This is a genomic window from Pseudomonas sp. Irchel s3a10, assembly GCF_900187525.1.
GTDB classification, from domain to species: Bacteria; Pseudomonadota; Gammaproteobacteria; order Pseudomonadales; family Pseudomonadaceae; genus Aquipseudomonas; species Aquipseudomonas koreensis_G.
Genome location: NZ_FYDR01000007.1, coordinates 125349 through 148463, shown reverse-complemented (window position 1 = coordinate 148463; position 23115 = coordinate 125349). Strand labels below are relative to the sequence as shown.

The following is a 23115-nucleotide window of genomic DNA, read 5'->3' as shown; positions in this document are numbered from 1 at the left end:
GCGATAAGCCGAGCCATGCCCCGTCTGCTGCGCTACACCCTGTTGCTGATTGTGCTCGCCATCGCCGTGATCGGCGGGCTGATCTACAGCCTGACCTGGCGCCCCGATGCGCGAGAAACCTTGCCCGTCACCTGCAGCGGTACGCCGCCGACCCTGGTGCCCGGGCAAGCGCTGAAAGTCATGACCTGGAACGTGCAGTATCTGGCTGGCAAGCGCTACGTGTTCTGGAACGATCTCGCCCAAGGCTCTGATGAAGCACCATCCCCGGAAGACATGGCCTTCAGTCTCGACGAAGTGGCACGGGTGATCCGCGACGAGCAGCCCGACGTGGTGCTGCTGCAGGAGCTGGATGACGGCGCCAAGGCCAGTGATTACCAGAATCAGCTCAAGCTGCTGCAGGAACGGGTCACCGATCTCTACCCGTGCAGCGCCCATGCTTTCGACTGGAAAGCCGAGTTCGTCCCCGACCCGCATATCTTCGGCAGCGTTGGCCGGCAACTGGTGACCCTGAGCCGTTACCGCATCGAACACGCCGAACGCCTGCAATTGCCGGTGCCCCCGGCGAATTTCATCTCCCGTCAGTTCCAACCCAAAGACGCCTTGCTCGCCACCAAGCTGCCGCTGAGCGACGGAGGGCAACTGACGGTATTCAACACCCATCTGGATCGCGCCCGTCAACCGGACGATACCTTGCAGGCACAGGTGACAGCGGTGACCAAGGTGCTCGACAAGTACGAAAGCCAGGGCCTGCCATGGCTGATCGGCGGCGACTTCAATCTGTTGCCGCTGGGCCAGTATCAGCGTCTGCCCGCCGAGCAGCGCACGCCCTACGCGATCGACAGCGCCCTGCATCTGTTATGGGACAAGTACCCGATGATCCCGACCAACAACGAAGCCAGCGGCATCGACCGCGCCCACTGGCTGACCCACTACCCCAACGACCCCGGACTGAATGGCCCGGATCGCACCGTCGACTATCTGTTCTACAGCCCGAAAATCAAACGGGTCGAAGCGCGGGTGCGCCAGGACGATACGTTGCGCATTTCCGATCACTTGCCGGTGATTGCGCGGTTCCTGCTGCCCGCGGCCCAGTAGCCAGTTAACACGATATCCCCCTGTGGGAGCGGGCTTGCTCGCGAAAGCGTTGTGTCAGTTGATGCATCCGTGCCTGGCGCACCGCCTTCGCGAGCAAGCCCGCTCCCACAGTAGATTTATGTCGTACCGTGATTGGGTGGCAGGCTGCGATGTTTTGCTCTTCAGGTGCCGCGCGGTTTGGCCCGCGCAGTCGCCTCGGCCACCAACGGATCATCCGGCCAATAATGCTTCGGATAGCGCCCCTTCAGATCCTTCTTCACCTCGGCATAGGTGCTGCGCCAGAAGTTGGCCAGATCCTGCGTCACCTGCACCGGCCGGCGCGCCGGGGACAACAGGTGCAGCTTGACCACTTGCCGGCCGCCAGCAATTCGCGGCGTCTCGGCCAGACCAAACAGCTCCTGCAAACGCACCGCGAGAATCGGCGGAAACTCGCTGTAATCCAGACGAATCGATGACCCCGACGGCACGCTGATGTGATGCGGCGCCAGCTCATCAAGCCTCTGCGGCAACGGCCACGGCAGCAGATTGCGGACGATGCTCGACAGGTCCAGATTGGCGAAATGGCTGAGCCGCGAGACCTTGCCCAAGTAAGGCATTAACCAATGCTCAAGAGTGTTCAGCAACGTTGCATCGCTGACATCCGGCCATTGGCTTTCGGCCTGAGCGTTCAGATCCAGTTGCCGCAGCAACGCGACCCGCGCCTGCCACTGGCGCAACTCCGGCGTCCATGGCAACAACTCCAGCCCCTTGCGCCGCACCAGATTGACCAGCGCCTGACTGCGCGCCGCTTCGTCGAGACCGGTCAACGGCTCGCGGCTGAGGATCAGTTCGCCTACCTTGCGCTGACGCTCGGCGCGCAGCACGCCTTCGCGCTCGTCCCAGTCCAGTTGATCGACGGCGTGCACCTGTTCGGCGAGCACCGAATCGAACAGCGCCGGATCGAAATCCGCCGCCAGGTAAATCCGCTCCTCACGCTGGCCCTGACGACTGCCGAGGTCGGCGATGACGATCCACGCCTCCTTCATCAGGCTGTCGGCTTCGGCGAACAGCGCAGCGCGACCATTGGCCAGACGATATTCGGCGCCACCGGCACGCCGCTGTTGGGCGACACGATCCGGGTAGGCTAGCGCCAGCAGCGCACCGAGCCAGCGCGGATGATCGGGATCGCTGACCGGTGCGCTGGCCTTGCCGCGCAGGTAACCGCGATATTGCCGCGCCAGTTGCCGGGCGCGTTGTACGCCGCCCTGAGCCCCGCGTGCCGCGCGCTCTTCGCCGCAGAGCAGCGCCAGGCGGCTGTGCAGATCGGCACCGGCACCGCGCAGGATATCGCGCTCGCCGAGCAGTGCCGCGACGTCGCACGCCATGTTCGCCAGCCCCAGCGCCTGACCGCGCAGCAACAGGTGGGCGATGCGCGGATGCGCCGGCAGCTCGGCCATGGCCTGACCGTGTGCAGTCAGCGCATCGCCTTCGAGTGCGCCCAGGCGCTGCAACAAATCCTGTGCCTGTGCAAAAGCTGCAGCCGGCGGCACATCGAGCCAGACCAGTTCGCCCGGCGTCACGCCCCAGCGTCCGAGTTGCAGCGCCAGACTCGCCAGATCCGCCGACAGAATTTCGGCACTGCCGTAAGCGGCGAGTTGCTCGTGCTGATCCTGCGACCACAAGCGGTAACACACACCCGGCTCCAGACGTCCGGCCCGGCCCGCACGCTGGGTGGCGCTGGCCCTGGAAATGCGCTGCGTATCGAGGCGGGTCATGCCGCTGCCTGGGTCGAAACGCGGCACCCGCGCCAGCCCGGCGTCGATCACCACGCGCACGCCGTTTATGGTCAGGCTGGTCTCGGCGATGTTGGTCGCCAGCACCACTTTGCGCTGGCCGGCCGGGGCCGGGTCGATGGCAGCGCGCTGGGCATTCAGGTCCAGTTCACCGTGTAACGGGCAGAGCAATACGTCTTTACGCTCGCCGATGGCATCGCTCAGTTGCTGATGCACCCGACGGATTTCCGCCTGCCCCGGCAAGAACACCAGCAGGCTGCCAGTCTCATCGTGCAGCGCTTCGAGGACGGTCTGGGTCACGCGCTGGTCGATGTATTCGCCGGGCTGGAACGGCCGGCCCCAGCGCATCGTCACCGGGTACATGCGCCCTTCGCTGCGCAGGATCGGCGCGTCATCCAGCAACCCGGCCAGACGCTCGCCTTCCAGCGTGGCGGACATCAGCAGAATCTTCAGCGGCTGTTCAGCGCGGAACAGTTCACGACCGTTCAAACTCAGAGCCAAGGCCAGATCGGCATCAAGACTGCGTTCGTGAAATTCGTCGAAGATCAGCAGACCGACGCCTTCCAGCGCCGGATCATCCTGCAGACGTCGGGTGAGAATCCCCTCGGTGACCACTTCGATACGGGTATTGGGGCCGACCTTGCTGTCGAGGCGGATGCGATAACCGACGGTTTCACCGACCTTCTCACCCAGTTCGCTGGCCAACCGTTCGGCAGCGGCTCGCGCGGCGAGACGGCGTGGTTCGAGCATCAGAATGGTCTGCCCGGCCAGCCACGCTTCATCGAGCAAGGCCAAAGGCACGCGGGTGGTTTTACCAGCGCCGGGCGGTGCTTCGAGCACGGCTTCGTGGCGTGTCGCCAAGGCTTCACGCAGGGCGGGTAAAACTTCATCAATCGGCAAAGAAATCATGCTGGCTCCCAAACAGAGGCGCGAGTATAACGGCGAACTGCCAGGCGTTTGTCAGGGTCTTAATTCCACACAACGCTGCTTCGTTTTTAGATGACTCAGGAGATCCATCACATGCGCTTACCTTCTCGCCTGATCGGCGGTGTACTGGTCGCCACCCTGCTCACTCAACTCACGGCCTGCGGATCGATTTTCTATCCGGATCGTCGCGGGCAGATCGATGGCAAGATTGACCCGGCGATTGCCGTACTCGACGCTGTGGGCCTGCTGTTCTACGTGATTCCCGGGCTGATCGCCTTTGCGGTGGACTTCGCCACTGGCGCGATCTATTTCGAACCGGGCCACACCGCTCAGGTCGATCCGGCCAAACTCAAACAAGCCATCGGCCCGGACGGTCAGGTCGATAACCTCAAGTTGCAGGCTATTCTCGAAACAGAACTGGGCCGCAATCTGCCGCTGGACGATCCGCGCCTGATCCAGCACAAGGGCAGCACGCAACAACTGGCGATGTTTGGCCTGCAACCTGCCGCATAAGGACATTCCTGCCCCATGACCTCCAGCCCCGAACACGCCCGCCTGCTGCGGCTGGCAACCCGCGCCTCGGTGGCGGTGGCCTGCACGCTGATCATCGCCAAAGCCATCGCCTGGTGGCTGAGCGGTTCGGTCAGCATGCTCGCCGGCCTCACCGACTCGGCGCTGGATGGCGTCACTTCGCTGCTCAATCTGCTAGCGGTGCATTACGCGCTGCGCCCGGCCGATGACGATCACCGTTACGGCCACGGCAAGGCTGAATCGCTGGCAGGCATGGCGCAGGCGCTGTTTATCGGTGGCAGTGCGATGTTGATCGCGTTTCAGGCATACGAACGCATCCAGCGCCCGGAACCGCTCGGCGCGCCGTGGATCAGCATTGGCGTGATCATTTTCTCATTGCTGCTGACGGTGGCCTTGCTGGTGCTGCAGCATCGAGTGATCAAGCAGACCGGCTCCAACGCCGTGCGTGCCGACTCACTGCATTACCGATCCGATCTGTTACTCAACGGCAGTATTCTGGTGGCGCTGATGCTGGCCGGATTCGGCTGGCATCAACTGGATGCCTGGTTCGGACTGGGAATTGCCGCCTACATTCTGTGGAGTGCAATCCAGATCGCCCGGGAAAGTTTTTCGGTGCTGATGGATGAGGAGCTGCCAACCGATGTCAGTCAGCACATGCTCGAACTGGCCTGCAGCGTGCCGGGTGTGTTGGGCGCGCATGACTTGCGCACGCGGATCTCCGGCAACCACTGGTTTGTGCAGTTGCACCTGGAATTGCCGGGGGAATTGACGTTGTCGGTGGCGCACGGCATCAGCGACCAAGCCGCCGATGCCATTCACAAAGCCTACCCGCGAGCCGAAGTGCTGGTGCACGCCGACCCGCAGGAAGTGGTCAAGTCAGAACGGGCGCAAACCCGGCTTCAGTAACTGACCTGATAACCGCGACTGCTCAGGCAATTGCCCTGCGCCTGACGATAGGCCTGAACCACTTCGGGCGCCGGTTGATACGTCGCGGTCCGCGGATCGAAACCGCTTTGCTGCACGGCGTACTGATAGCACTGGTAACCGTCTTGCTGCACCTGCTCGGGCGACTGGCCGTTGGCCGGGTACGCTACGACGTCGTAGCCTTGGGACTGCGGCTGCGGCGGCTGCACCGGCGGCTCGACCACGACGTAATCCTGGGTGGCTTCCTGATACGCATAGTAGGAACCGGCAGCGAGGAACAGCAGCGCACCGCCGATCCACACTTCACGGGCGTAATCCGGCAGATACTGAACGCGGATCCCGCGCGGCGGTTGCACGACGATGTAGCGCGGGCCTTGCGGGCGGTACCAGTAGCCGCCGGAATAGAAGTAATCCTGACCGCGATACGGCACGCGATATTCACGGTCCGGGAAACGGTCGATCACATGCCCCGGACGGTATTGCGGGCCTGGGCCCCAACCGTTGCCGTGTCCGTCCGGGCGACCCGGCCAGCGATTGTCATTGGGCCGGTTGCCGGTTTGCCATTGCTGGTTGTGGTAACCATTCTGCGGACGTTCGTCACGGTAGTAACCCTGACGTGGTTCCTGAGTCTGGCGCACGGTGTCGGGCCGTGGCTGGATCGGCAGGTTGTTCGACGGTGGTGCCTGATGCACCGGACCAGGCGGGTTCGGCGCGCGGTTCTGGTTCTGCCACTGGCCATTGTTGTACTGCTGGCCGTTGTGCTCGAACTGGCGGCTATTGTCGCCCCGAATGATTTCGTTGTTCTGCGGCCGCGGCTGATTTTGCGGCGGCGGATTGTTCTGCCCGCGGGGCTGATGATCGCCGCCACGGCCCTGATTGCCCTGATGCTCACCGCCGCGCCCGTTATTATCGGGGCCACGATTCTGTGGCTCGTCGGCCAGCGCTTGCGCACCGACACTCACACACAGCAAACCAACACCGGCCAGACGCCAGATGCGCGACTTCATGCTTTTCCTCACTGCGGGTATTAAGAGGGCTTGTAGCTAAGACCGGGAATACGCACACCGGGTTCTGCGACAGGTTATCAGTCACGAGACTTATTTATTGAGGGTGGCCACGCGGCAAGGCACAAAAATCGCGGGCAAGAAAAAAGGGAGACCCGTCGGCCTCCCTTTAGAGAACTTCGTCCTGGCTCGACGCTTTTGACGTCGGCTCACCTCACGCCGTCTTCTGGACAGTGTGCAGCTCGGGGGCCGGCACATCCCCGGTGGGGGTGGCCGCCGCGGCGGGCCTGATTGGGCGGGCCGCAGTGGACTGTGTTACCGAGCAGTGATTCTGGTGATAAGAATAGGCCGCAAGGCGCGACAGAGGATTGCGAAGATTGCTCAAATAAACACTGCTTGCGCAATTTTTAACCCTGGATAGATAATCCTCCGCAATAGTTACAACCAAGGACTGTTTCATGAGCAAACTCGACCGTTACGACCTGAGTATTTTGGCGGAATTGCAGCGCGACGCCCGCATCTCCAACCAGGAACTGGCCGAGCGCATCGGTCTGTCGCCCTCGCCCTGCTCGCGCCGGGTCAAGCAACTGGAGGACGACGGCTACATTTCGCGCCAGGTCGCTCTGCTCGACCGCAAGATGCTCGGCCTGAGCCTGACCGCCTACGTGCTGATCGGCATGGACCGGCACACACCGGAGCGTTTCGAGAACTTCGAAGCGGCGATCCGCACCCTGCCGCAGGTGCTGGAGTGCAGCCTGGTGACCGGCGTGGATGCCGACTACCAATTGAAAGTCGTGGTGCCGGACATGGATCACTATCAGAAGCTGCTGCTGGGGCATCTGACCCGGATTGAAGGGGTGACCAGCGTGCGCTCGAGTTTTGTGCTGAATCAGGTGCTCAACAGCACCGAACTGCCGCTGACGCATCTGCGCAACTGACATCGCCTTCGCGAGCAAGCCCGCTCCCACAGTTGAGCTTCGTCAAGCACACTATCTGTGTTCAACCGAGATCCCCTGTGGGAGCGGGCTTGCTCGCGAAGAGGCCGGTACAGGCACCCCACAGTTGAGCTTCGTCAAGCACACTATCTGTGTTCAACCGAGATCCACTGTGGGAGCGAGCTTGCTCGCGAAGAGGCCGGTACAGGCACCCCACAGTTGAGCTTCGTCAAGCACACAATTTGTGTTCAACCGAGATCCACTGTGGGAGCGGGCTTGCTCGCGAAGAGGCCGGTACAGGCACCCCACAGTTGAGCTTCGTCAAGCACACAATTTGTGTTCAACCGAGACCCACTGTGGGAGCGAGCTTGCTCGCGAAGAGGCCGGTACAGGCACCCCACAGTTGAGCTTCGTCAAGCACACAATTTGTGTTCAACCGAGATCCACTGTGGGAGCGGGCTTGCTCGCGAAGAGGCCGGTACAGGCACCCCATAACTGCGGCACACCGACGCAGATCAATGCGGCCTCCGCCACCCTCGGCGTATAATCGCCCAGCCCTTTTTCAGCCCTGTGCGCGCCGGAGATGCCCGATGGATCCAGCAGTATTCGAAGAATGGATGATGACTGGCCTGGTCAGCATCCTGATCATTTTCATGGGTTTCATCGTCTGGGATCTGGCGAAGAAGTCCAAGGCCGGGCGTTTCGGCTCGTTCATTCTGTTCTTCGTGCTGGGCCTGGGCGTGGCTGCGTTCATCATCAAGAGTGTGGTGATCGGCCTGATCGAATCCGGCGCTCTATAACCGCGCCGGTACTTCTTTCCATTGGCCCTGATCGAGCCCTTCGAGCGTCCAGTCGCCAATCCGCACCCGCACCAGCCGCAACGTCGGCAGCCCCACCGCAGCGGTCATCCGCCGCACCTGACGGTTGCGCCCTTCACGAATCACCAACTCCAGCCAACTGGTCGGCACGCTTTTGCGAAAGCGTACCGGCGGATTGCGTGGCCACAGTTCAGGTTCTTCCAGTTGCCGCGCCTCGGCGGGCAGGGTCATGCCGTCATTCAGCTCGACGCCATCACGCAAACGCTGCAATTGCTCGACCGTCGGCTCGCCTTCGACCTGTACCCAGTAGGTCTTCGGCAACTTGTGTTTCGGGTCGGCAATCCGCGCCTGCAACTGGCCGTCGTTGGTCAGCAGCAGCAAACCTTCGCTGTCGCGATCAAGGCGTCCGGCCGGATAAATGCCAGGCAGATCTATAAAATCCTTGAGCGTTGCCCGCCCGCCTTCGTCGCTGAACTGCGTCAGCACATCGAACGGTTTGTTGAACAGGATCAGCTTCGGCTCGGCCGGCGGCGCCTTGGCGACACGGCGCGCAGGGGACGACGGAGGCTTCGCGCCGGGACGGCGGGAAGGTGGACGCGGGGGACGGGACATAAGAGAACAGACATTTAGCGATCAGGGCTGCTAATGCTAGTGCCCCGACCGCCAAATGACCACGACTAACCGTTAGCGGAACGGCGGCTCGTCGAAGCTGCGCAGTTTGCGCGAATGCAACGAGTTGAGTTCGGTGCGCAGCAGATCCACCGCCGCGATGCCGATCTTCAAGTGCTGGCTGACCGCACGCTCGTAGAACGCGTTGGCCGAACCCGGCAGCTTGATTTCGCTGTGCAGCGGTTTGTCCGAAACGCACAGCAACGTGCCGTAAGGCACCCGCAGGCGATAACCCTGGGCGGCGATGGTGCCGCTTTCCATGTCCACGGCCACGGCGCGGGACAGGTTGATCAGCGGACGCTCCTGCGCCCAGCGCAGTTCCCAGTTGCGGTCGTCGTAGGTCAGCACGGTGCCGGTGCGCAGACGTTTTTTCAGCTCCTCGCCCTTCTCGCCGGTGATATTGGCGGCTGCTTGCTGCAGCGCCAGTTGCACTTCGGCCAGCGCCGGGATCGGAATGTTAGGAGGCACCACGCGGTCGAGAATCCCGTCACGACGCATGTAGGCGTGGGCCAGCACGTAATCGCCGATGGTCTGCGACTGACGCAGACCGCCGCAGTGACCGATCATCAGCCAGCAATGCGGACGCAGCACCGCCAGGTGGTCGGTGATGTTCTTGGCGTTGGACGGGCCGACACCGATGTTGACCAGGGTCACACCGTGGCCGTCATTGGCGATCAGGTGATAGGCCGGCATCTGGTAGCGGTGCCAGACCACGCCAGCGGCGATCGCCGAGGCTTCGCCGTGATCCATGCCCTTCTCGATGATCACGTTGCCCGGCAGAACCATGCGCACGAAACGCGGATCGTTGCGCAGTTGTTCCAGGCCATGAACGATGAACTGGTCGACGTAGCGGTGATAGTTGGTCAGCAGAATCCACGGCTGCACATGCCGCCAGTCGCTGCCGGTGTAGTGCACCAGACGGCGCAGGGAGAAGTCGACCCGTGCGGCGTCGAACAGCGCCAGTGGCAGCGGATCAGTGTTTTCCCAATCGTAGAGGCCGTCGGCGATGCCATCGGTGGCCGCGGACAGGTCGGTACTCGGGAACACCCGCGCCAGCACCGCAGCGGTGACGCCGGAGCCGGCCAGTTCATCGCCTTGCTCGACTACGTACGGGTACGGAATGTTCTGTTGGCTGACACCGACTTCCACGGTCACCGTGAAGTCATGCATCAACGGCACCAGCTGTTCCAGCAGGTATTTGCGGAACGCCTTTGGGTGGGTGACGGTGACGCTGTAAGTGCCCGGCAGTTGCACCTTGGCGTAGGCGCGGGTGGTCTGCGGGACTTCGCCCTGACACAGGTAGGTCAGACGCAGTTCGGGGTAACGAAACAGAGCACGCTGTTCGGCGTCAGGCTCGACGCGATCCTTGAGGTAACGCTTGAGCGCCGAATTCAGCGCAGTGGTGGCCCGCTCATGCAGCTCGGCCAGACGATCCACGGCTTGTTCGGCGGTTTGAACGACAATAAACGCTTCGGTCACGATCAGCTTCCTGTGTTCTGACTTGCAGGGCTTCATCTTGCCTGCATCGTGGTCTCACGGGAACAGTGGCGTTGTGGGTGTACCCAAATCTCCCTGTCAATGGAGATCCCCTGTGGGAGCGGGCTTGCTCGCGAATGCGCTGTGTCAGTCGACCTATCCATTGACTGACACACCGCATTCGCGAGCAAGCCCGCTCCCACAAGGGGATTTGTGGTGGGTCAGAGAATCTGCGGGGTCGAGCGGGCGACGATGGACTCAACGTCCAGCCCACGCGGCAAGGCGCCGTAGACGCGGCCGCCACCGCTCAGGCGGCTGGCAATGAACGCGTCGCTGACCGCCGAGTTGCCGGCTTCCAGCAATAGCTTGGCCTGCAAGCCGAGCGCGATGTCTTCGGTGAGTTGGCGCGCCCGATACTGAATGTCGCTGGTGTCCTTGAACTGCGCCTGCAACTGCTGGATATGCGCGGCCAGGCGTTTGTCGCCATGGCCGTCGCCCAACTCACTGAACAACACATCGAGCACACCCGGTTCTTTCGACAGTGCGCGCAACACGTCGAGGCACTGCACATTCCCCGAGCCTTCCCACGTCGAGTTGACCGGCGCCTCGCGATACAGCCGTGGCAGGATGCTCTCCTCGACATACCCGGCGCCGCCCATGCATTCGGCGGCTTCGTTGATCATTCCGGGGGCGCGTTTGCAGATCCAGTACTTGCCCACCGCCGTCACCAGCCGGGCGAATTGTGCTTCGTGGCGATCATCCAGATGATCCAGCGCCTTGCCCATACGCAGGCTCAGGGCCAGTGCAGCCTCGCTTTCCAGCGCCAGATCGGCCAGCACGTTCTGCATCAACGGCTGTTCGCTGAGCAGTTTGCCGCCGACCTTGCGGTGCGCGCAGTGGTGGCTGGCCTGAGTCAGCGCCTGACGCATCAGCGAGCTGGAGCCGACCATGCAATCGAAACGGGTCATCGCCACCATCTCGATGATGGTCGGCACACCGCGCCCTTCTTCGCCGACCATCCACGCCAGAGCGCCACGGAATTCAACTTCGCTGGAGGCGTTGGACTGATTGCCGAGTTTGTTTTTCAGGCGCTGGATGTAGAACTGATTGCGCGTGTCGTCCGGGCGATGGCGCGGCAACAGGAAGCAGGTCAGGCCCTTGTCGGTCTGCGCCAGCGTCAGGAACGCATCGCACATCGGCGCCGAGCAGAACCACTTGTGCCCGACCAGTTCATAGGCCTGCCCCGGGCCACTGGCGCCAACCGGATAGGCCTTGGTGGTGTTGGCCCGCACATCGGTGCCGCCCTGTTTCTCGGTCATCGCCATGCCGATGGTCACGCCGGCCTTGTGCGCCATGCTGACGTTGCGCGGGTCGTATTCGGTGGCGAGGATTTTCGGCACCCACTGTCCGGCCAGATCCGGCTGCAGACGCATGGCCGGGACGCTGGCGAAGGTCATGGTCAACGGGCAACCGCTGCCCGCCTCGGCCTGGCTGTGCAGATAGCTCATCGAGGCGCGGGCGACATGCGCGCCGTCCTGCGTATGGGCCCATGGCAATGAAGTCAGGCCATGTTCGATCGCGGTGCGCATCAGCTCGTGATAAGCGGGATGGAATTCCACCAGATCGATGCGATGGCCGTAGCGGTCATGGCTGACGAACACCGGTTTGTTCTGATTGGCAAGGAACCCGGCCTCCATCAACGGCCCGCCGGCCAGCGCACCGTAGGCATCGATCCGCGACTCGGCCCACCCGGCGCCAAAGCGGCGCGACCACTCCTGCAATGGCAGGTCGATGCGATACAGGTTGGCACCGTCCAGCGACGGTGGCTGGTTGGTGACTTCGTGGGTTTCGGCGAACTGATGCAGGTTCATGACGGGGCTCCTTTGGTCAGCCAAGGGATTCAGTTAAGCACCGGCCCGAGACTGATCAAAGTGTCATATGCGCCGAACTGTCGGCGCTTTCACCCTATTACGCGCTGAGCACCCGACGCTCCAGCGCCGTCTGCAGGTCTTCGAATTTCACCGGTTTGTTCAAGTAATCGATGCGTGTACCCGGCGCGCAGTGCTCGCGATCCGTGCCCAGCGCCAGCATGAACACCGGCAGATTGGCGCAGCCGGGCAACGCATGAATCTGGCAGCACAACGACGCACCTTCATGATTGGGCAACTGGCAATCAATCAGCACCGCATCGAAGGTTTCCCGTTGCAGACAGTCCAGCGCCGCCGCGCCGTTATCTGCAGTACGTACGCGAAACCCCAGTTTGAGCAGCATGCCGCGCATCACCAGTTGGTTGACGCTGTTGTCGTCCACCAGCAACACCGTGCAGTCCTGCGGTGCACGGCTGCGCTCGTGCAGCGTGTCCGGAGTTGGCACCGCTTCGAGCGGCGGCAGTTCGAACTCGACATCCAGTTGAAAACGGCTGCCGCTGCCAGGCTGGGAGCGATGAGTCAGCTTGCCGCCGAGCAGTTCCACCAGTTGCCGACAGATCGCCAGCCCCACGCCCAGGCCGCCGTATTCGCGGGTCATCGAGCCGTCGAGCTGGAAGAAGCGCTGATACATCGTCGCCTCGCCCAGATCGGTGAAACCGATGCCGGTATCGATGACCGCAAACGACAGCGCCAGGCGGTTGTCCGTCGCCGGTTTGCCAGTGACCCGCAGCGCCAGACCGCCAACCCGAGTGAACTTGATCGCGTTGTCCAGCAGGCACTCCAGGCACTGCGCCAGTTTTGCGCTGTCGCCGTGCAAGCGATCCGGCAGGGTCGGCAGCACCTCGACCTTGAAGTCCAGCGACTTGCTCGCCGCGTTACCGTCGAACTGCACGCGCAAGGCCTCGACCACCGCGCGCAGGCTGAAACTGCCCGGCGTCGCCTTGAGCTTGCCGGCCTGCAATTCGGTGAGGGTGAGGATGCCGTTGACCATGCGCATCATGTCCCGCGCGGAGCCGGCAGCGGTTTGCTGGTATTGCTCCAGTTCAGGCTCCAGCTCGACGGTCTGCATCAGCTCCAGCGATCCGATCACCCCGTTCATCGGCGTGCGCAACTCATGGGTCAGGGTTGCGAGGAATTCATCCTTGAGCTTGTTGCTGTGGGCCAGTTGCTGGTTGAGCACTTCGAGTTTCTGCCCGGCATCGAACAGGGTTTGCGCCTGTTGTTCGCGCATCGCGTTGATGCGATCAGCCAGCGCCAGCGACAGCAGCGCGACTTCGATCGCCGAGCCGATCTGGCTGGCGTACATGGTCAGGAACACGTTCGGCAGCAGGCCCAGCACCATCAGCGTATTGACGATGCCGCCGAGCAGGAACGCCGACCAGGCAATAATGAAATAACGCGCCACCCGCAGGCCACGCCACCAGGCGAGAATCCCGGCGGCGAAGATCACCACGGTGAACACCAGCGCCAACAGGGTCGCCAGGCGTAGCGACAATGCGTAACTGGTCATCAGCGACAGCCCGACCACCAGCGCGCCGAACGCGATCAGAGCGATCAGCAGATAGTCGAGCCAGCGGCTGTGGATTCTGGTCTGCAGGAAACTGCGGGCGAACTGGCTGCCGAACAGCCCGGCGCAACCGATGAAAAACGGCGTGGCGGCGTTGGCCCACCACGGATTGTCCGGCCAGAAATACTCGACCGCCGCGCCGTTCACCGACAGTTGATAAAGGCCGAACGAGGCGATGTAGAAGATGTAATAGAGGTAGCTGGTGTCGCGCACGCTCAGGTAGATGAACAGGTTGTAGACCAGCATCCCCAGCAGCACGCCATAAATGATCCCCAGTACATACAGGCGCACCGGTTGATCTTCCAGGTAGGCGGTGCTCGACCATAACGTCACCGGTGCCTGGATCGAGCCTTCACTGGCCAGGCGCAGATACACGGTTTTTTGCTGATCAGGGGCGAAGGTCAGGTCGAACAGGTAATTGTTCTGGCGAATCTCGCGACTGGCGAACGGCAAGGCGTCGCCGGTCTGCCGGATCAGCCGGTAGTCGCCATTGACATCGGCCATATAAAGGTCGAGGTGATCGAGCGGCGGATATGCCAGCTCCAGCAGCCAGGTGCGCTGCGCGGCCGGGTTGTTCGGACGGTAATGCAGGTCGATCTTCAGCCAGAATGCCGAGCGCGAGTAACCGGCATTGAGCGTGGCTTTGTCGTGAGGTTTGAAATTGCCCGCCGCCGCTTGAGCGCGGACGTCGGCGATGTTCGCCTGACCGCTCGGGTCTTCGAACACTTGCAAGGAGCGGCCCAGGGGAAGGCTCTGGGTATTTTCGTCGAACTCGACGGCGCTTGCGAGGAGGGGCAAGCAGAACAGCAACATCAGCAAATAGCGCATTGAAGCCCCAGCGTGGCTCGTCCGGTTGTGTCAGGAAGCCCCCCATTCCCTTTGAGTAGACGTAAAACCGGTATTACCTGTTATTGGTTTGGATCCAGACTAGCATAGCCGTTGATGGCCATTGAGCACCATCGAAATTTTTCCTACAAAGGCTCTAGAACGGGCGTTTCAGAGCAAAGCGGCGGACTAGAGCTGTTGAGTTGGTCAACTCAATCATTGCGATCCGCTTTTGTGGCGAGGGAGCTTGCTCCCGCTCGGCTGCACAGCAGTCGTGAAATCTGTAAATGCGCTGTGCCTGAATAAATGCAGGGGGTTGCTTCGCAACCCAGCGGGAGCAAGCTCCCTCGCCACAATGGTAGCTGCAGTGTTGTCCGACAATCTGCTCGCAAACACCGTCAGGACTGAACCCGAAAATCAGCTTTGGTGGTAAGCTCGCGCACCATGAATATCTACAGCTCCCGCCCCGTTGTCCTCTGTCTCTCCGGCCACGACCCCAGTGGTGGCGCCGGCTTGCAGGCAGATATCGAAGCCCTGCTCGCGCAGGGTTGCCATGCGGCTCCGGCCGTCACCGCCCTGACCGTGCAAGACACCGTCAACGTCACTGACTTCCGCGTCCTCGACCGCGAGTGGGTGCTGGCGCAAGCCAATGCCGTGCTCAACGACTCCGAAGTCGCAGCGGTCAAACTGGGCATGCTCGGTTCGCTGGAAATGGTCGACACCGTGGTCGAACTGCTTTCCGCGCACCCGCATCTGCCGGTGGTCTGCGACCCGGTGCTGCGGGCCGGCGGCGGCGGACGCCTGGGCAAGGATGAAGTCGGTTATGCGATGCGCGAGCGTCTGCTGCCGCTGTCGATCATTGCCACCCCCAACCTTCCCGAAGCGCGGATTCTCGCCGAACTGCCCGAAGGCACTGCGGATGAGTGCGCGGAAAAACTCCTGCCGTTCGTCAAAAACCTGCTGATCACCGGCGGCCATGGCGACGAAACTGAAATCCACAATCGCCTGTACAGCCGTGACGGCCTGCGTGAAACCTTCTATTGCCAGCGTTTGCCGGGCAGTTACCACGGTTCCGGCTGCACATTGGCCAGCGCCCTCGCCGGTCGGCTGGCCCAGGGTGAAAACCTCGCCAGCGCCGTGCGTACGGCACTGGATTACACCTGGCGCACCCTGCGCGATGCCGAACAACTGGGCAAAGGCCAGTTCGTGCCGCGTCGCCTGCCGCTGGATTTTTGCTCGTAACGTCGTGAGGTCTGCCTGATGAAACTACGTGGCCTGTACGCCATCACCGACAGCCAATTGCTGGCGGGCAAGTTTCTGTCGTACGTGGAGGCGGCGCTGGAAGGCGGCGTCACCCTGCTGCAATACCGCGACAAAAGCAGCGACGAGGCCCGCCGTCTGCGCGAGGCCGAAGCCCTGCGCAATCTGTGCGAGCGCTACAAGACGCAACTGATCATCAACGATGACGCCGAACTGGCTGCGCGCCTCAACGTCGGCGTGCACCTGGGGCAGACCGACGGCCCGCTGTCGCCGACCCGCGCCCTGCTCGGCTCCAAAGCCATCATCGGTTCGACCTGCCACGCGCAACTCGAACTGGCTGAACAGGCCGCCAAAGAAGGCGCGAGTTATGTCGCCTTCGGTCGCTTCTTCAATTCCAGCACCAAACCCGGCGCGCCAAGCTGCAGCCTCGATCTGCTCGACGAGGCCAAACGCAAGCTGCATCTGCCGGTTTGCGCGATTGGCGGCATCACCCTCGACAACGCCGCGCCGCTGGTGGCCCACGGGGTCGACCTGCTGGCGGTGGTCCACGGTTTGTTCGGTGCCGAGAGCACCGCCGAAGTGACCCGCCGCGCCCGCGCCTTCAACGAACTTCTGAAAATCTGATTTGAGAGCCCGAACATGTCTCGTTCCGAAACCCTGTTTGCCAATGCCCAGAAACACATTCCCGGTGGCGTCAACTCGCCGGTTCGCGCGTTCAAGAGCGTGGGCGGCACGCCGCTGTTCTTCAAACATGCCGAAGGCGCCTACGTCACTGACGAAGACGACAAGCGCTATGTGGATTATGTCGGTTCGTGGGGGCCGATGATTCTCGGCCACAGCCACCCGGACGTGCTCGACGCAGTGCGCAATCAACTGCAACACGGCCTGTCCTACGGCGCGCCGACCGCGATGGAAACCGAGATGGCCGATCTGGTCTGCTCGCTGGTGCCATCGATGGACATGGTGCGCATGGTCAGCTCCGGCACCGAAGCGACCATGAGTGCGATTCGTCTGGCCCGTGGCTACACCGGTCGTGACAGCATCATCAAGTTCGAAGGCTGCTACCACGGTCACTCCGACAGCCTGCTGGTCAAGGCCGGCTCCGGGGCGCTGACCCAGGGCGTACCAAGCTCCGCCGGTGTGCCGGCCGCGTTCGCCAAACACACCCTGACTCTGCCGTTCAACGACATCGACGCCGTGGAGAAGATGCTCGCCGAAGCTGGTCAGGACGTCGCCTGCATCATCGTCGAGCCAGTCGCTGGCAACATGAACTGCGTGCCGCCGGCACCAGGTTTCCTCGAAGGCCTGCGCTCGCTGTGCGACAAACATGGCGTGGTGCTGATTTTCGACGAAGTGATGACCGGTTTCCGTGTCGCCCTCGGTGGCGCTCAGGCGTACTACGGTGTAACCCCGGATCTGACCACCTTCGGCAAGATCATCGGCGGCGGCATGCCGGTCGGCTGCTTCGGCGGCAAGCGTGAAATCATGGAACGCATCGCGCCGCTTGGTCCGGTGTACCAGGCCGGCACCCTGTCGGGTAACCCGCTGGCGATGGCCGCCGGTCTGACCACGCTGCGCCTGATCAGCCGCCCAGGGTTCCACGCCGAGCTGACCGACTACACCACGCGCCTGCTCGACGGCCTGCAACAACGCGCCGATGCGGCGGGCATTCCGTTCGTGACCACGCAAGCGGGTGGCATGTTCGGTCTGTACTTCAGCGGCGCCGACGACATCGTCACCTTTGAAGACGTGATGGCCAGCGACGCTGCGCTGTTCGGTCGCTTCTTCCACCTGATGCTCGAAGGTGGCGTGTACCTGGCGCCGAGCGCATTCGAAGCCGGTTTCACCTCGATCGCCCACGGCGAAGCCGAGCTGAAAATCACCCTGGACGCTGCCGAGCGCGCCTTCGCTGCACTGAAGTAATCGCCGTACCGCTGACGTTGGCCATGGCCAGCGTCAGCTTTCACCTACACTCACGCCGTTTTTCCCACGCCTCTGCTAAAAATCCAGCAGAAAGTGGCCGATAAATTCCCCGCGCAGCAGAAAAACGAGTAAAGACTTTGTAAGGTTGGCCCTGCTTATTTCATAATGCGCGCTTATTGGATCCCTCGATGGGTCCGCGTGCCCTTCAGAGGTAAGTCGATTCCCATGAACCGCACCGGCCGCACCCTTGCCTTGGGCTGCCTGTTGCTCCTTCAGCCCCTGCTCGCGCATGCACAAGCAGGCGGCAACTCGTTGTTGATCCCGGCGATGGGTCGTTGCACCCTCAACACTCAGCCGCAAGACGTCACGCAGGCACTGGCCGCCTGCCAGAAAGCGGCGGACGAAGGGGATGCGCAAGCGCAATACGAGTTGGGTGAGTTCTATTACGACGGCAAGAATGCGCCGCGCGATCTCAATCAAGCCCTGAGCTATTTCGAAAAAGCCTCGTTGCAAGGCCACGCTCAGGCGCAGTTCAAGCTCGGTACCATGTTCTTCCACGGTGAAGGCGTGCAGGCCAACAACATTCAGGCGTACATCGTGCTGAAGATGGCCGCGGTCAACGGCGCCGAAGATGCGCTGGACACCGCCGACGAAGTCTCCGAAAAAATGTCCCGCGAAGACCTCGAAACCGCAACCCAGGTGCTCGGGCAAATTTTCCGTAAATACCTGATGGAACTGCAGAGCGCCGATGGGCGTACGCCGTTTTCGCCATTGCCATAAGAGCTTTTGTGGCGAGGGAGCTTGCTCCCGCTGGGTTGCGAAGCAACCCTAAACCCTGCAAGCACTTTTTTCCTGATACACCATAGAGCCTGATCTTGCGACTGCTGGGGCAGTCGAGCGGGAGCAAGCTCCCTCGCCACAAACTCATTCCTATCCAGAATCTGCTGTTACTTCTCAGGCATCGGCATCGGAAACGGCATCACATTGCCGACCGCGCCACGGGCTTCGCTGATTTTCGGGGTGCCCAGACGTTCCACCTCGTCGATGCGCACGATCGAATGCATCGGTACGAAGCTGCGCACCACGCCTTCGAACTGCGCCTTGAGCTTCTCTTCGCTCGGATCGACCACCACTTGCGTGCGCTCGCCAAAGACGAACTCTTCCACTTCCAGAAAACCCCACAGATCACTTTGATAGATCTGCTTGGCGTACATTTCGAACACCTGGCCCTGGTTGAGGAAAATCACCTTATAGATTGGAGCTTCGCGTTTGGTCATGGCGGGGGATAACATCGGGGATAAAAATGAGGGCGCAAACTATAGCATAGCCACCGGACGCACAGCGGTAGGAACCTGAGGGCTTGTTCCCTATAATGCGCGGTTCTTTGAATCACGTGACGACCAAAATCCATGGCCAAGAAGCTTTACATCGAAACCCACGGTTGCCAGATGAACGAGTACGACAGCTCGCGCATGGTCGATCTGCTGGGCGAACATCAGGCCCTGGAAGTCACCGCCCGTGCAGAAGACGCCGACGTGATTCTGCTCAACACCTGCTCGATCCGCGAACGTGCACAGGATCGGGTGTACTCGCAGTTGGGCCGCTGGCGCGAACTGAAGCTGGCCAACCCGGACATGGTGATCGCCGTCGGCGGTTGCGTGGCCAGCCAGGAAGGCGCGGCGATCCGTGATCGCGCCCCGTATGTCGACGTGGTATTCGGCCCGCAGACCCTGCACCGTCTGCCGGAAATGATCGACGCCGCGCGCAGCAGCAAGCTGCCGCAGGTCGACGTTTCGTTCCCGGAAATCGAAAAATTCGACCACTTGCCCGAACCGCGCATCGACGGCCCGAGCGCCTACGTGTCGGTGATGGAAGGCTGCAGCAAGTACTGCACGTTCTGCGTGGTGCCTTACACCCGTGGTGAAGAAGTCAGCCGGCCGTTCGATGACGTAATCGCCGAGATCATCCACCTCGCCGAAAACGGCGTGCGTGAAGTGACCTTGCTCGGGCAGAACGTCAACGGTTATCGCGGTACGACTCATGACGGTCGCCTGGCCGATCTGGCCGAACTGATCCGCGTGGTCGCCGCCGTCGATGGCATCGACCGCATCCGCTATACCACTTCGCACCCGCTGGAGTTCTCCGACAGCCTGATCCAGGCCCACGCCGAAGTGCCGGAACTGGTCAAACACCTGCACTTGCCGGTGCAGTCGGGTTCGGACCGGATTCTGGCGGCGATGAAGCGCAACCACACCGCGCTGGAGTACAAATCCAAGCTGCGCAAACTGCGCGCTGCGGTACCGGGGATCTGCATCAGTTCGGACTTCATCGTCGGCTTCCCCGGCGAAACCGAGAAAGACTTCGAACAGACCATGAAGCTGATTGCCGACGTCGGTTTCGACTTCTCCTACTCGTTCGTCTACAGCCAGCGCCCGGGCACCCCGGCGGCCGATCTGGCCGACGACACCCCGGAAGAGCTGAAGAAAGAACGCTTGAACGCCCTGCAACATCGATTGAATCAGCAAGGGTTCGAGATCAGCCGACAAATGGTCGGCTCGATCCAGCGCATTCTGGTTACCGACTACTCGAAGAAAGACCCGGGCGAGCTGCAAGGGCGTACCGAGAATAATCGTATCGTCAACTTCCGCTGCGATAATCCGACCCTGATCGGCCAGTTCGCCGACGTGCACATCGACGCGGCACAACCGCACTCGCTGCGCGGCTCGCTGATCCAGTAACACCGCGCGTCTTCTGTAGTAGGGCTGTTGTGGTGAGGGGATTTATCCCCGATGGTTGGCGCAGCCGACCCAAAGCTGAAGTTGTGGTGAACCTGCCATACCGAGAGCTCTGGTTTTGGGGCCGCTCCGCGGCCCATCGGGGATGAATCCCCTCGCCACAGATAAATCCACCCGCCACAGAAAGGCGCTCCAAACTCGCATCGATATTTAAGAGCTTTCGCACCCACGCCACTGGCGTTATCCTTGATTTCATCTTAATTGCCCCAGGGCGGCTAAATACGACCTTGAACGCACCCATAGAACCACATCGTTTTATCCTCGAGCCCTTTGAGGCTCGCCGCTTCGCCAATCTGTGCGGGCAATTCGACGAGCATCTGCGCTTGATCGAACAGCGCCTGGCCATCGAGATCCGCAACCGCGGAAACCAGTTCGAGCTGATCGGCGACCCCAAGCACACCACGTCTGCGGAAAACCTGCTGCGCCGCCTGTACCGCGAAACCAAGGGTACCGAGCTGTCGCCGGACATGGTGCACCTGTTCCTCCAAGAATCGGCCGTCGTCGAATTGGACAACCACGCCCCCGCCGAAGCCTCCGTCGCCCTGCGCACCAAGAAAGGCATGATTCGCCCACGCGGCCTGAATCAACTGCGCTACGTGAAGGAAATCCTCGGCAACGACATCAACTTCGGCATTGGTCCGGCCGGTACCGGCAAGACCTATCTGGCCGTGGCTTGCGCCGTCGATGCCCTGGAGCGCGAGCAGATCCGCCGCATCCTGCTGGTGCGTCCGGCGGTTGAAGCGGGTGAAAAGCTCGGCTTCCTGCCCGGCGACCTCGCCCAGAAGATCGACCCGTACCTGCGCCCGCTGTACGACGCTCTCTACGAAATGCTCGGCTTCGAATACGTGGCCAAGCTGATCGAGCGCCAGGTGATCGAAGTCGCGCCGCTGGCTTACATGCGCGGTCGTACGCTGAACAACAGCTTCATCATTCTCGACGAAAGCCAGAACACCACCGTCGAGCAGATGAAGATGTTCCTGACCCGGATCGGCTTCGGCTCCACCGCCGTCATCACTGGCGACATCACCCAGGTCGACCTGCCGCGCGGCACCAAGTCCGGGCTGCATCATGTGATCGAAGTGCTCAAGGACGTTCCGGGCATCAGCTTCACGCACTTCCAGCCCAAAGACGTCGTGCGTCACCCGTTGGTGCAGCGGATCGTCGAGGCCTACGAGCGCTTCGAGACCCGTGCCGAAGCCGCCAAGGAAACCTCGCGCGATGCTTGAGCTGGATCTGCAAATCGCTACCGAAGCGAATGCCCCGAGTGAAGCCGACTTCCGCAAATGGTGCGAACTGGCCCTGCGCCAGCGCAGCGCCGACTCGGAAATGACCATCCGTCTGGTTGACGAGGAAGAAGGTCGTGAGCTGAATCACACCTGGCGCCACAAGGATTACGCGACCAACGTCCTGTCGTTCCCGGCCGAAGTCCCGGACGAGTTTCTCGACATCCCGCTGCTCGGCGATCTGGTGATCTGCGTAGCGGTGGTCGAGCGCGAAGCTGCCGAACAAGGCAAGGAACTCCAGGCCCATTGGGCACATCTAGTCATTCACGGCTGCTTGCATCTGCTCGGTTACGACCATATAGATGACGACGAAGCCGAAGAAATGGAAGCACTGGAACGCGAGTTGCTTGCCGAACTGGGCTACCCCGATCCGTACGCGGACGACGAACCCGAAACCTCCCCTATCGTTACAACAAAGGATTCAGAGTAATCGCTATGAGCGAAGATCGATCGAGCAACGGGCAGAAGTCATGGCTGGGTAAACTGACCCAGGCTTTTGCCCACGAGCCGAAGAACCGTCAGGAGCTGCTTGAGCTGCTGCGTGATGCACATCAGAACAAACTGCTGGACAGCGAAGCGCTGGCCATCGTCGAAGGCGCCATTCAGGTGGCTGACCTGCAAGTACGCGACATCATGGTGCCGCGTTCGCAGATGATCAGCATCAAGGCGAACCAGACACCCCGTGAATTCCTCCCGGCCGTGGTCGACTCGGCCCACTCGCGCTATCCGGTCATCGGTGAAAGCCATGACGACGTGATGGGCGTGCTGCTGGCCAAGGATCTGCTGCCGCTGATCCTCAAGGAGAACGGCGACAGCTTCAACATCAAGGACCTGCTGCGCCCGGCCACCTTCGTGCCGGAGTCCAAGCGTCTGAACGTGTTGCTGCGTGAATTCCGCGCCAACCACAACCACATGGCCATCGTCATTGACGAGTACGGCGGCGTGGCGGGTCTGGTGACGATTGAAGACGTGCTCGAACAGATCGTCGGCGACATCGAAGACGAGCACGACGTCGAAGAAGACAGCTACATCAAGCCGCTGCCCAGCGGTGACTTCCTGATCAAGGCCCTGACGCCGATCGAGAACTTCAACGAGTTTTTCGACAGCGAGTTCTCCGACGACGAATTCGACACCGTTGGCGGTCTGGTGATGAGCGCGTTCGGGCACTTGCCAAAACGTAACGAAATCACTGAAATCGGCGCCTATCGTTTCCGCATCCTGAATGCCGACAGCCGTCGGATTCATTTGCTGCGACTGACACCCATCGCCCGGTAATCATTAAGGATTGGGGTATGTCATCAGCTATTTCCTGCATCGCGTTGCGCCTGAAAGCGGGCCAGGCAAGGCGCAGTCCGCAGGGAATGGCATTCCCTTTCCAAGGAC

Annotated in this window: 20 protein-coding genes; 13 read left to right on the top strand and 7 right to left on the bottom strand. The window is 61.6% G+C overall.

Annotation, left to right across the window (positions count from 1 at the left end):
• Positions 1-15: 15 nt before the first annotated feature.
• Entirely contained in the window at positions 16-1095 is a 1080-nt protein-coding gene (locus CKW11_RS20995; protein WP_095139239.1) for an endonuclease/exonuclease/phosphatase family protein, read from the top strand.
• 161 nt (positions 1096-1256) lie between these two features.
• Here CKW11_RS20995 and hrpB read toward each other — a convergent pair whose 3' ends face one another.
• Positions 1257-3776, bottom strand: a complete 2520-nt coding sequence (gene hrpB, locus CKW11_RS20990; protein WP_095139237.1) for an ATP-dependent helicase HrpB — start codon at positions 3774-3776, stop codon at positions 1257-1259.
• Between the two features lie 111 nt (positions 3777-3887).
• Between hrpB and CKW11_RS20985 the strand changes: the two genes are divergently transcribed.
• A complete protein-coding gene (locus tag CKW11_RS20985) occupies positions 3888-4307 on the top strand; it encodes a polyribonucleotide nucleotidyltransferase (RefSeq protein WP_095139235.1) in 420 nt (139 codons plus the stop codon).
• A 15-nt stretch (positions 4308-4322) separates the two neighbouring features.
• Positions 4323-5231, top strand: a complete 909-nt coding sequence (locus CKW11_RS20980; protein ID WP_095139233.1) for a cation diffusion facilitator family transporter — start codon at positions 4323-4325, stop codon at positions 5229-5231.
• Here the strand turns inward: CKW11_RS20980 and CKW11_RS20975 are convergent.
• Positions 5225-6256 carry a DUF6515 family protein gene (locus tag CKW11_RS20975; protein WP_095139231.1) on the bottom strand — a complete coding sequence of 344 codons (1032 nt, stop codon included), beginning with the start codon at positions 6254-6256 and terminating at the stop codon, positions 5225-5227. The two genes, CKW11_RS20980 and CKW11_RS20975, sit on opposite strands and share 7 nt — an antisense overlap.
• Before the next feature lie 455 nt (positions 6257-6711).
• Here CKW11_RS20975 and CKW11_RS20970 point away from each other — a divergent pair, with 455 nt between their 5' ends.
• Entirely contained in the window at positions 6712-7191 is a 480-nt protein-coding gene (locus tag CKW11_RS20970; protein ID WP_008081091.1) for an Lrp/AsnC family transcriptional regulator, read from the top strand.
• Positions 7192-7778: 587 nt separating this feature from the next.
• Positions 7779-7988: a DUF2788 domain-containing protein gene (locus CKW11_RS20965; protein WP_003228500.1), complete on the top strand. Its 210-nt coding sequence runs from the start codon at positions 7779-7781 to the stop codon at positions 7986-7988.
• Here CKW11_RS20965 and CKW11_RS20960 read toward each other — a convergent pair.
• The 4 genes from CKW11_RS20960 to CKW11_RS20940 all read right to left on the bottom strand — a co-directional run bounded on the left by CKW11_RS20960 (position 7983) and on the right by CKW11_RS20940 (position 14474).
• A complete protein-coding gene (locus CKW11_RS20960) occupies positions 7983-8618 on the bottom strand; it encodes a pseudouridine synthase (RefSeq protein WP_095139229.1) in 636 nt (211 codons plus the stop codon). The two genes, CKW11_RS20965 and CKW11_RS20960, sit on opposite strands and share 6 nt — an antisense overlap.
• 72 nt (positions 8619-8690) lie before the next feature.
• On the bottom strand, positions 8691-10190 hold the full coding sequence (gene amn, locus CKW11_RS20955) for an AMP nucleosidase (RefSeq protein WP_177440024.1): 1500 nt from the start codon (positions 10188-10190) through the stop codon (positions 8691-8693).
• Positions 10191-10372: 182 nt separating this feature from the next.
• Positions 10373-12022, bottom strand: coding sequence for an acyl-CoA dehydrogenase family protein (locus CKW11_RS20945; protein WP_095139225.1), 1650 nt, complete (start codon positions 12020-12022; stop codon positions 10373-10375).
• 97 nt (positions 12023-12119) lie between these two features.
• Complete coding sequence (locus CKW11_RS20940) at positions 12120-14474, bottom strand: hybrid sensor histidine kinase/response regulator (RefSeq protein ID WP_095139224.1); 2355 nt, start codon at positions 14472-14474, stop codon at positions 12120-12122.
• A 441-nt stretch (positions 14475-14915) separates the two neighbouring features.
• Between CKW11_RS20940 and CKW11_RS20935 the strand changes: the two genes are divergently transcribed.
• The 4 genes from CKW11_RS20935 to CKW11_RS20920 all read left to right on the top strand — a co-directional run bounded on the left by CKW11_RS20935 (position 14916) and on the right by CKW11_RS20920 (position 18434).
• Positions 14916-15713: a hydroxymethylpyrimidine/phosphomethylpyrimidine kinase gene (locus tag CKW11_RS20935; protein ID WP_007960553.1), complete on the top strand. Its 798-nt coding sequence runs from the start codon at positions 14916-14918 to the stop codon at positions 15711-15713.
• Positions 15714-15731: 18 nt separating this feature from the next.
• Entirely contained in the window at positions 15732-16355 is a 624-nt protein-coding gene (thiE, locus tag CKW11_RS20930; RefSeq protein WP_095139211.1) for a thiamine phosphate synthase, read from the top strand.
• Positions 16356-16370: 15 nt separating this feature from the next.
• A complete protein-coding gene (hemL, locus tag CKW11_RS20925; RefSeq protein ID WP_095139210.1) occupies positions 16371-17654 on the top strand; it encodes a glutamate-1-semialdehyde 2,1-aminomutase in 1284 nt (427 codons plus the stop codon).
• Between the two features lie 225 nt (positions 17655-17879).
• The gene (locus CKW11_RS20920) at positions 17880-18434 is read left to right on the top strand and encodes a tetratricopeptide repeat protein (protein ID WP_003228518.1); all 555 of its coding nucleotides are present in this window, start codon (positions 17880-17882) and stop codon (positions 18432-18434) included.
• A 167-nt stretch (positions 18435-18601) separates the two neighbouring features.
• Here the strand turns inward: CKW11_RS20920 and CKW11_RS20915 are convergent, their stop codons facing one another.
• Positions 18602-18931: a DUF1820 family protein gene (locus tag CKW11_RS20915; protein ID WP_003185742.1), complete on the bottom strand. Its 330-nt coding sequence runs from the start codon at positions 18929-18931 to the stop codon at positions 18602-18604.
• Positions 18932-19063: 132 nt separating this feature from the next.
• On the opposite strand from CKW11_RS20915, the gene miaB reads away from it, so the two are divergent.
• The 4 genes from miaB (at position 19064) to CKW11_RS20895 (ending at position 23007) form a co-directional block, all read left to right on the top strand.
• Positions 19064-20392: a tRNA (N6-isopentenyl adenosine(37)-C2)-methylthiotransferase MiaB gene (gene miaB / locus CKW11_RS20910; RefSeq protein WP_064589373.1), complete on the top strand. Its 1329-nt coding sequence runs from the start codon at positions 19064-19066 to the stop codon at positions 20390-20392.
• Positions 20393-20676: 284 nt separating this feature from the next.
• Positions 20677-21675: a PhoH family protein gene (locus tag CKW11_RS20905; protein ID WP_095139208.1), complete on the top strand. Its 999-nt coding sequence runs from the start codon at positions 20677-20679 to the stop codon at positions 21673-21675.
• Positions 21668-22162 (top strand): rRNA maturation RNase YbeY, encoded by a 495-nt coding sequence (ybeY, locus tag CKW11_RS20900; protein ID WP_095139206.1) that lies wholly within the window; start codon positions 21668-21670, stop codon positions 22160-22162. The genes CKW11_RS20905 and ybeY overlap by 8 nt, the downstream gene beginning before the upstream one ends.
• A gap of 5 nt (positions 22163-22167) precedes the next feature.
• The gene (locus CKW11_RS20895; RefSeq protein ID WP_027612886.1) at positions 22168-23007 is read left to right on the top strand and encodes an HlyC/CorC family transporter; all 840 of its coding nucleotides are present in this window, start codon (positions 22168-22170) and stop codon (positions 23005-23007) included.
• The last annotated feature ends 108 nt before the right edge of the window (positions 23008-23115 follow it).

Bases quoted from the DNA above. Each gene is read 5' to 3' on its own strand.
- CKW11_RS20995 (WP_095139239.1), top strand. From the start codon at position 16: ATGCCCCGTCTGCTGCGCTACACCCTGTTGCTGATTGTGCTCGCCATC.
- hrpB (WP_095139237.1), bottom strand. From the start codon at position 3,776: ATGATTTCTTTGCCGATTGATGAAGTTTTACCCGCCCTGCGTGAAGCC.
- CKW11_RS20985 (WP_095139235.1), top strand. From the start codon at position 3,888: ATGCGCTTACCTTCTCGCCTGATCGGCGGTGTACTGGTCGCCACCCTG.
- CKW11_RS20980 (WP_095139233.1), top strand. From the start codon at position 4,323: ATGACCTCCAGCCCCGAACACGCCCGCCTGCTGCGGCTGGCAACCCGC.
- CKW11_RS20975 (WP_095139231.1), bottom strand. From the start codon at position 6,256: ATGAAGTCGCGCATCTGGCGTCTGGCCGGTGTTGGTTTGCTGTGTGTG.
- CKW11_RS20970 (WP_008081091.1), top strand. From the start codon at position 6,712: ATGAGCAAACTCGACCGTTACGACCTGAGTATTTTGGCGGAATTGCAG.
- CKW11_RS20965 (WP_003228500.1), top strand. From the start codon at position 7,779: ATGGATCCAGCAGTATTCGAAGAATGGATGATGACTGGCCTGGTCAGC.
- CKW11_RS20960 (WP_095139229.1), bottom strand. From the start codon at position 8,618: ATGTCCCGTCCCCCGCGTCCACCTTCCCGCCGTCCCGGCGCGAAGCCT.
- amn (WP_177440024.1), bottom strand. From the start codon at position 10,190: ATGAAGCCCTGCAAGTCAGAACACAGGAAGCTGATCGTGACCGAAGCG.
- CKW11_RS20945 (WP_095139225.1), bottom strand. From the start codon at position 12,022: ATGAACCTGCATCAGTTCGCCGAAACCCACGAAGTCACCAACCAGCCA.
- CKW11_RS20940 (WP_095139224.1), bottom strand. From the start codon at position 14,474: ATGCGCTATTTGCTGATGTTGCTGTTCTGCTTGCCCCTCCTCGCAAGC.
- CKW11_RS20935 (WP_007960553.1), top strand. From the start codon at position 14,916: ATGAATATCTACAGCTCCCGCCCCGTTGTCCTCTGTCTCTCCGGCCAC.
- thiE (WP_095139211.1), top strand. From the start codon at position 15,732: ATGAAACTACGTGGCCTGTACGCCATCACCGACAGCCAATTGCTGGCG.
- hemL (WP_095139210.1), top strand. From the start codon at position 16,371: ATGTCTCGTTCCGAAACCCTGTTTGCCAATGCCCAGAAACACATTCCC.
- CKW11_RS20920 (WP_003228518.1), top strand. From the start codon at position 17,880: ATGAACCGCACCGGCCGCACCCTTGCCTTGGGCTGCCTGTTGCTCCTT.
- CKW11_RS20915 (WP_003185742.1), bottom strand. From the start codon at position 18,931: ATGACCAAACGCGAAGCTCCAATCTATAAGGTGATTTTCCTCAACCAG.
- miaB (WP_064589373.1), top strand. From the start codon at position 19,064: ATGGCCAAGAAGCTTTACATCGAAACCCACGGTTGCCAGATGAACGAG.
- ybeY (WP_095139206.1), top strand. From the start codon at position 21,668: ATGCTTGAGCTGGATCTGCAAATCGCTACCGAAGCGAATGCCCCGAGT.
- CKW11_RS20895 (WP_027612886.1), top strand. From the start codon at position 22,168: ATGAGCGAAGATCGATCGAGCAACGGGCAGAAGTCATGGCTGGGTAAA.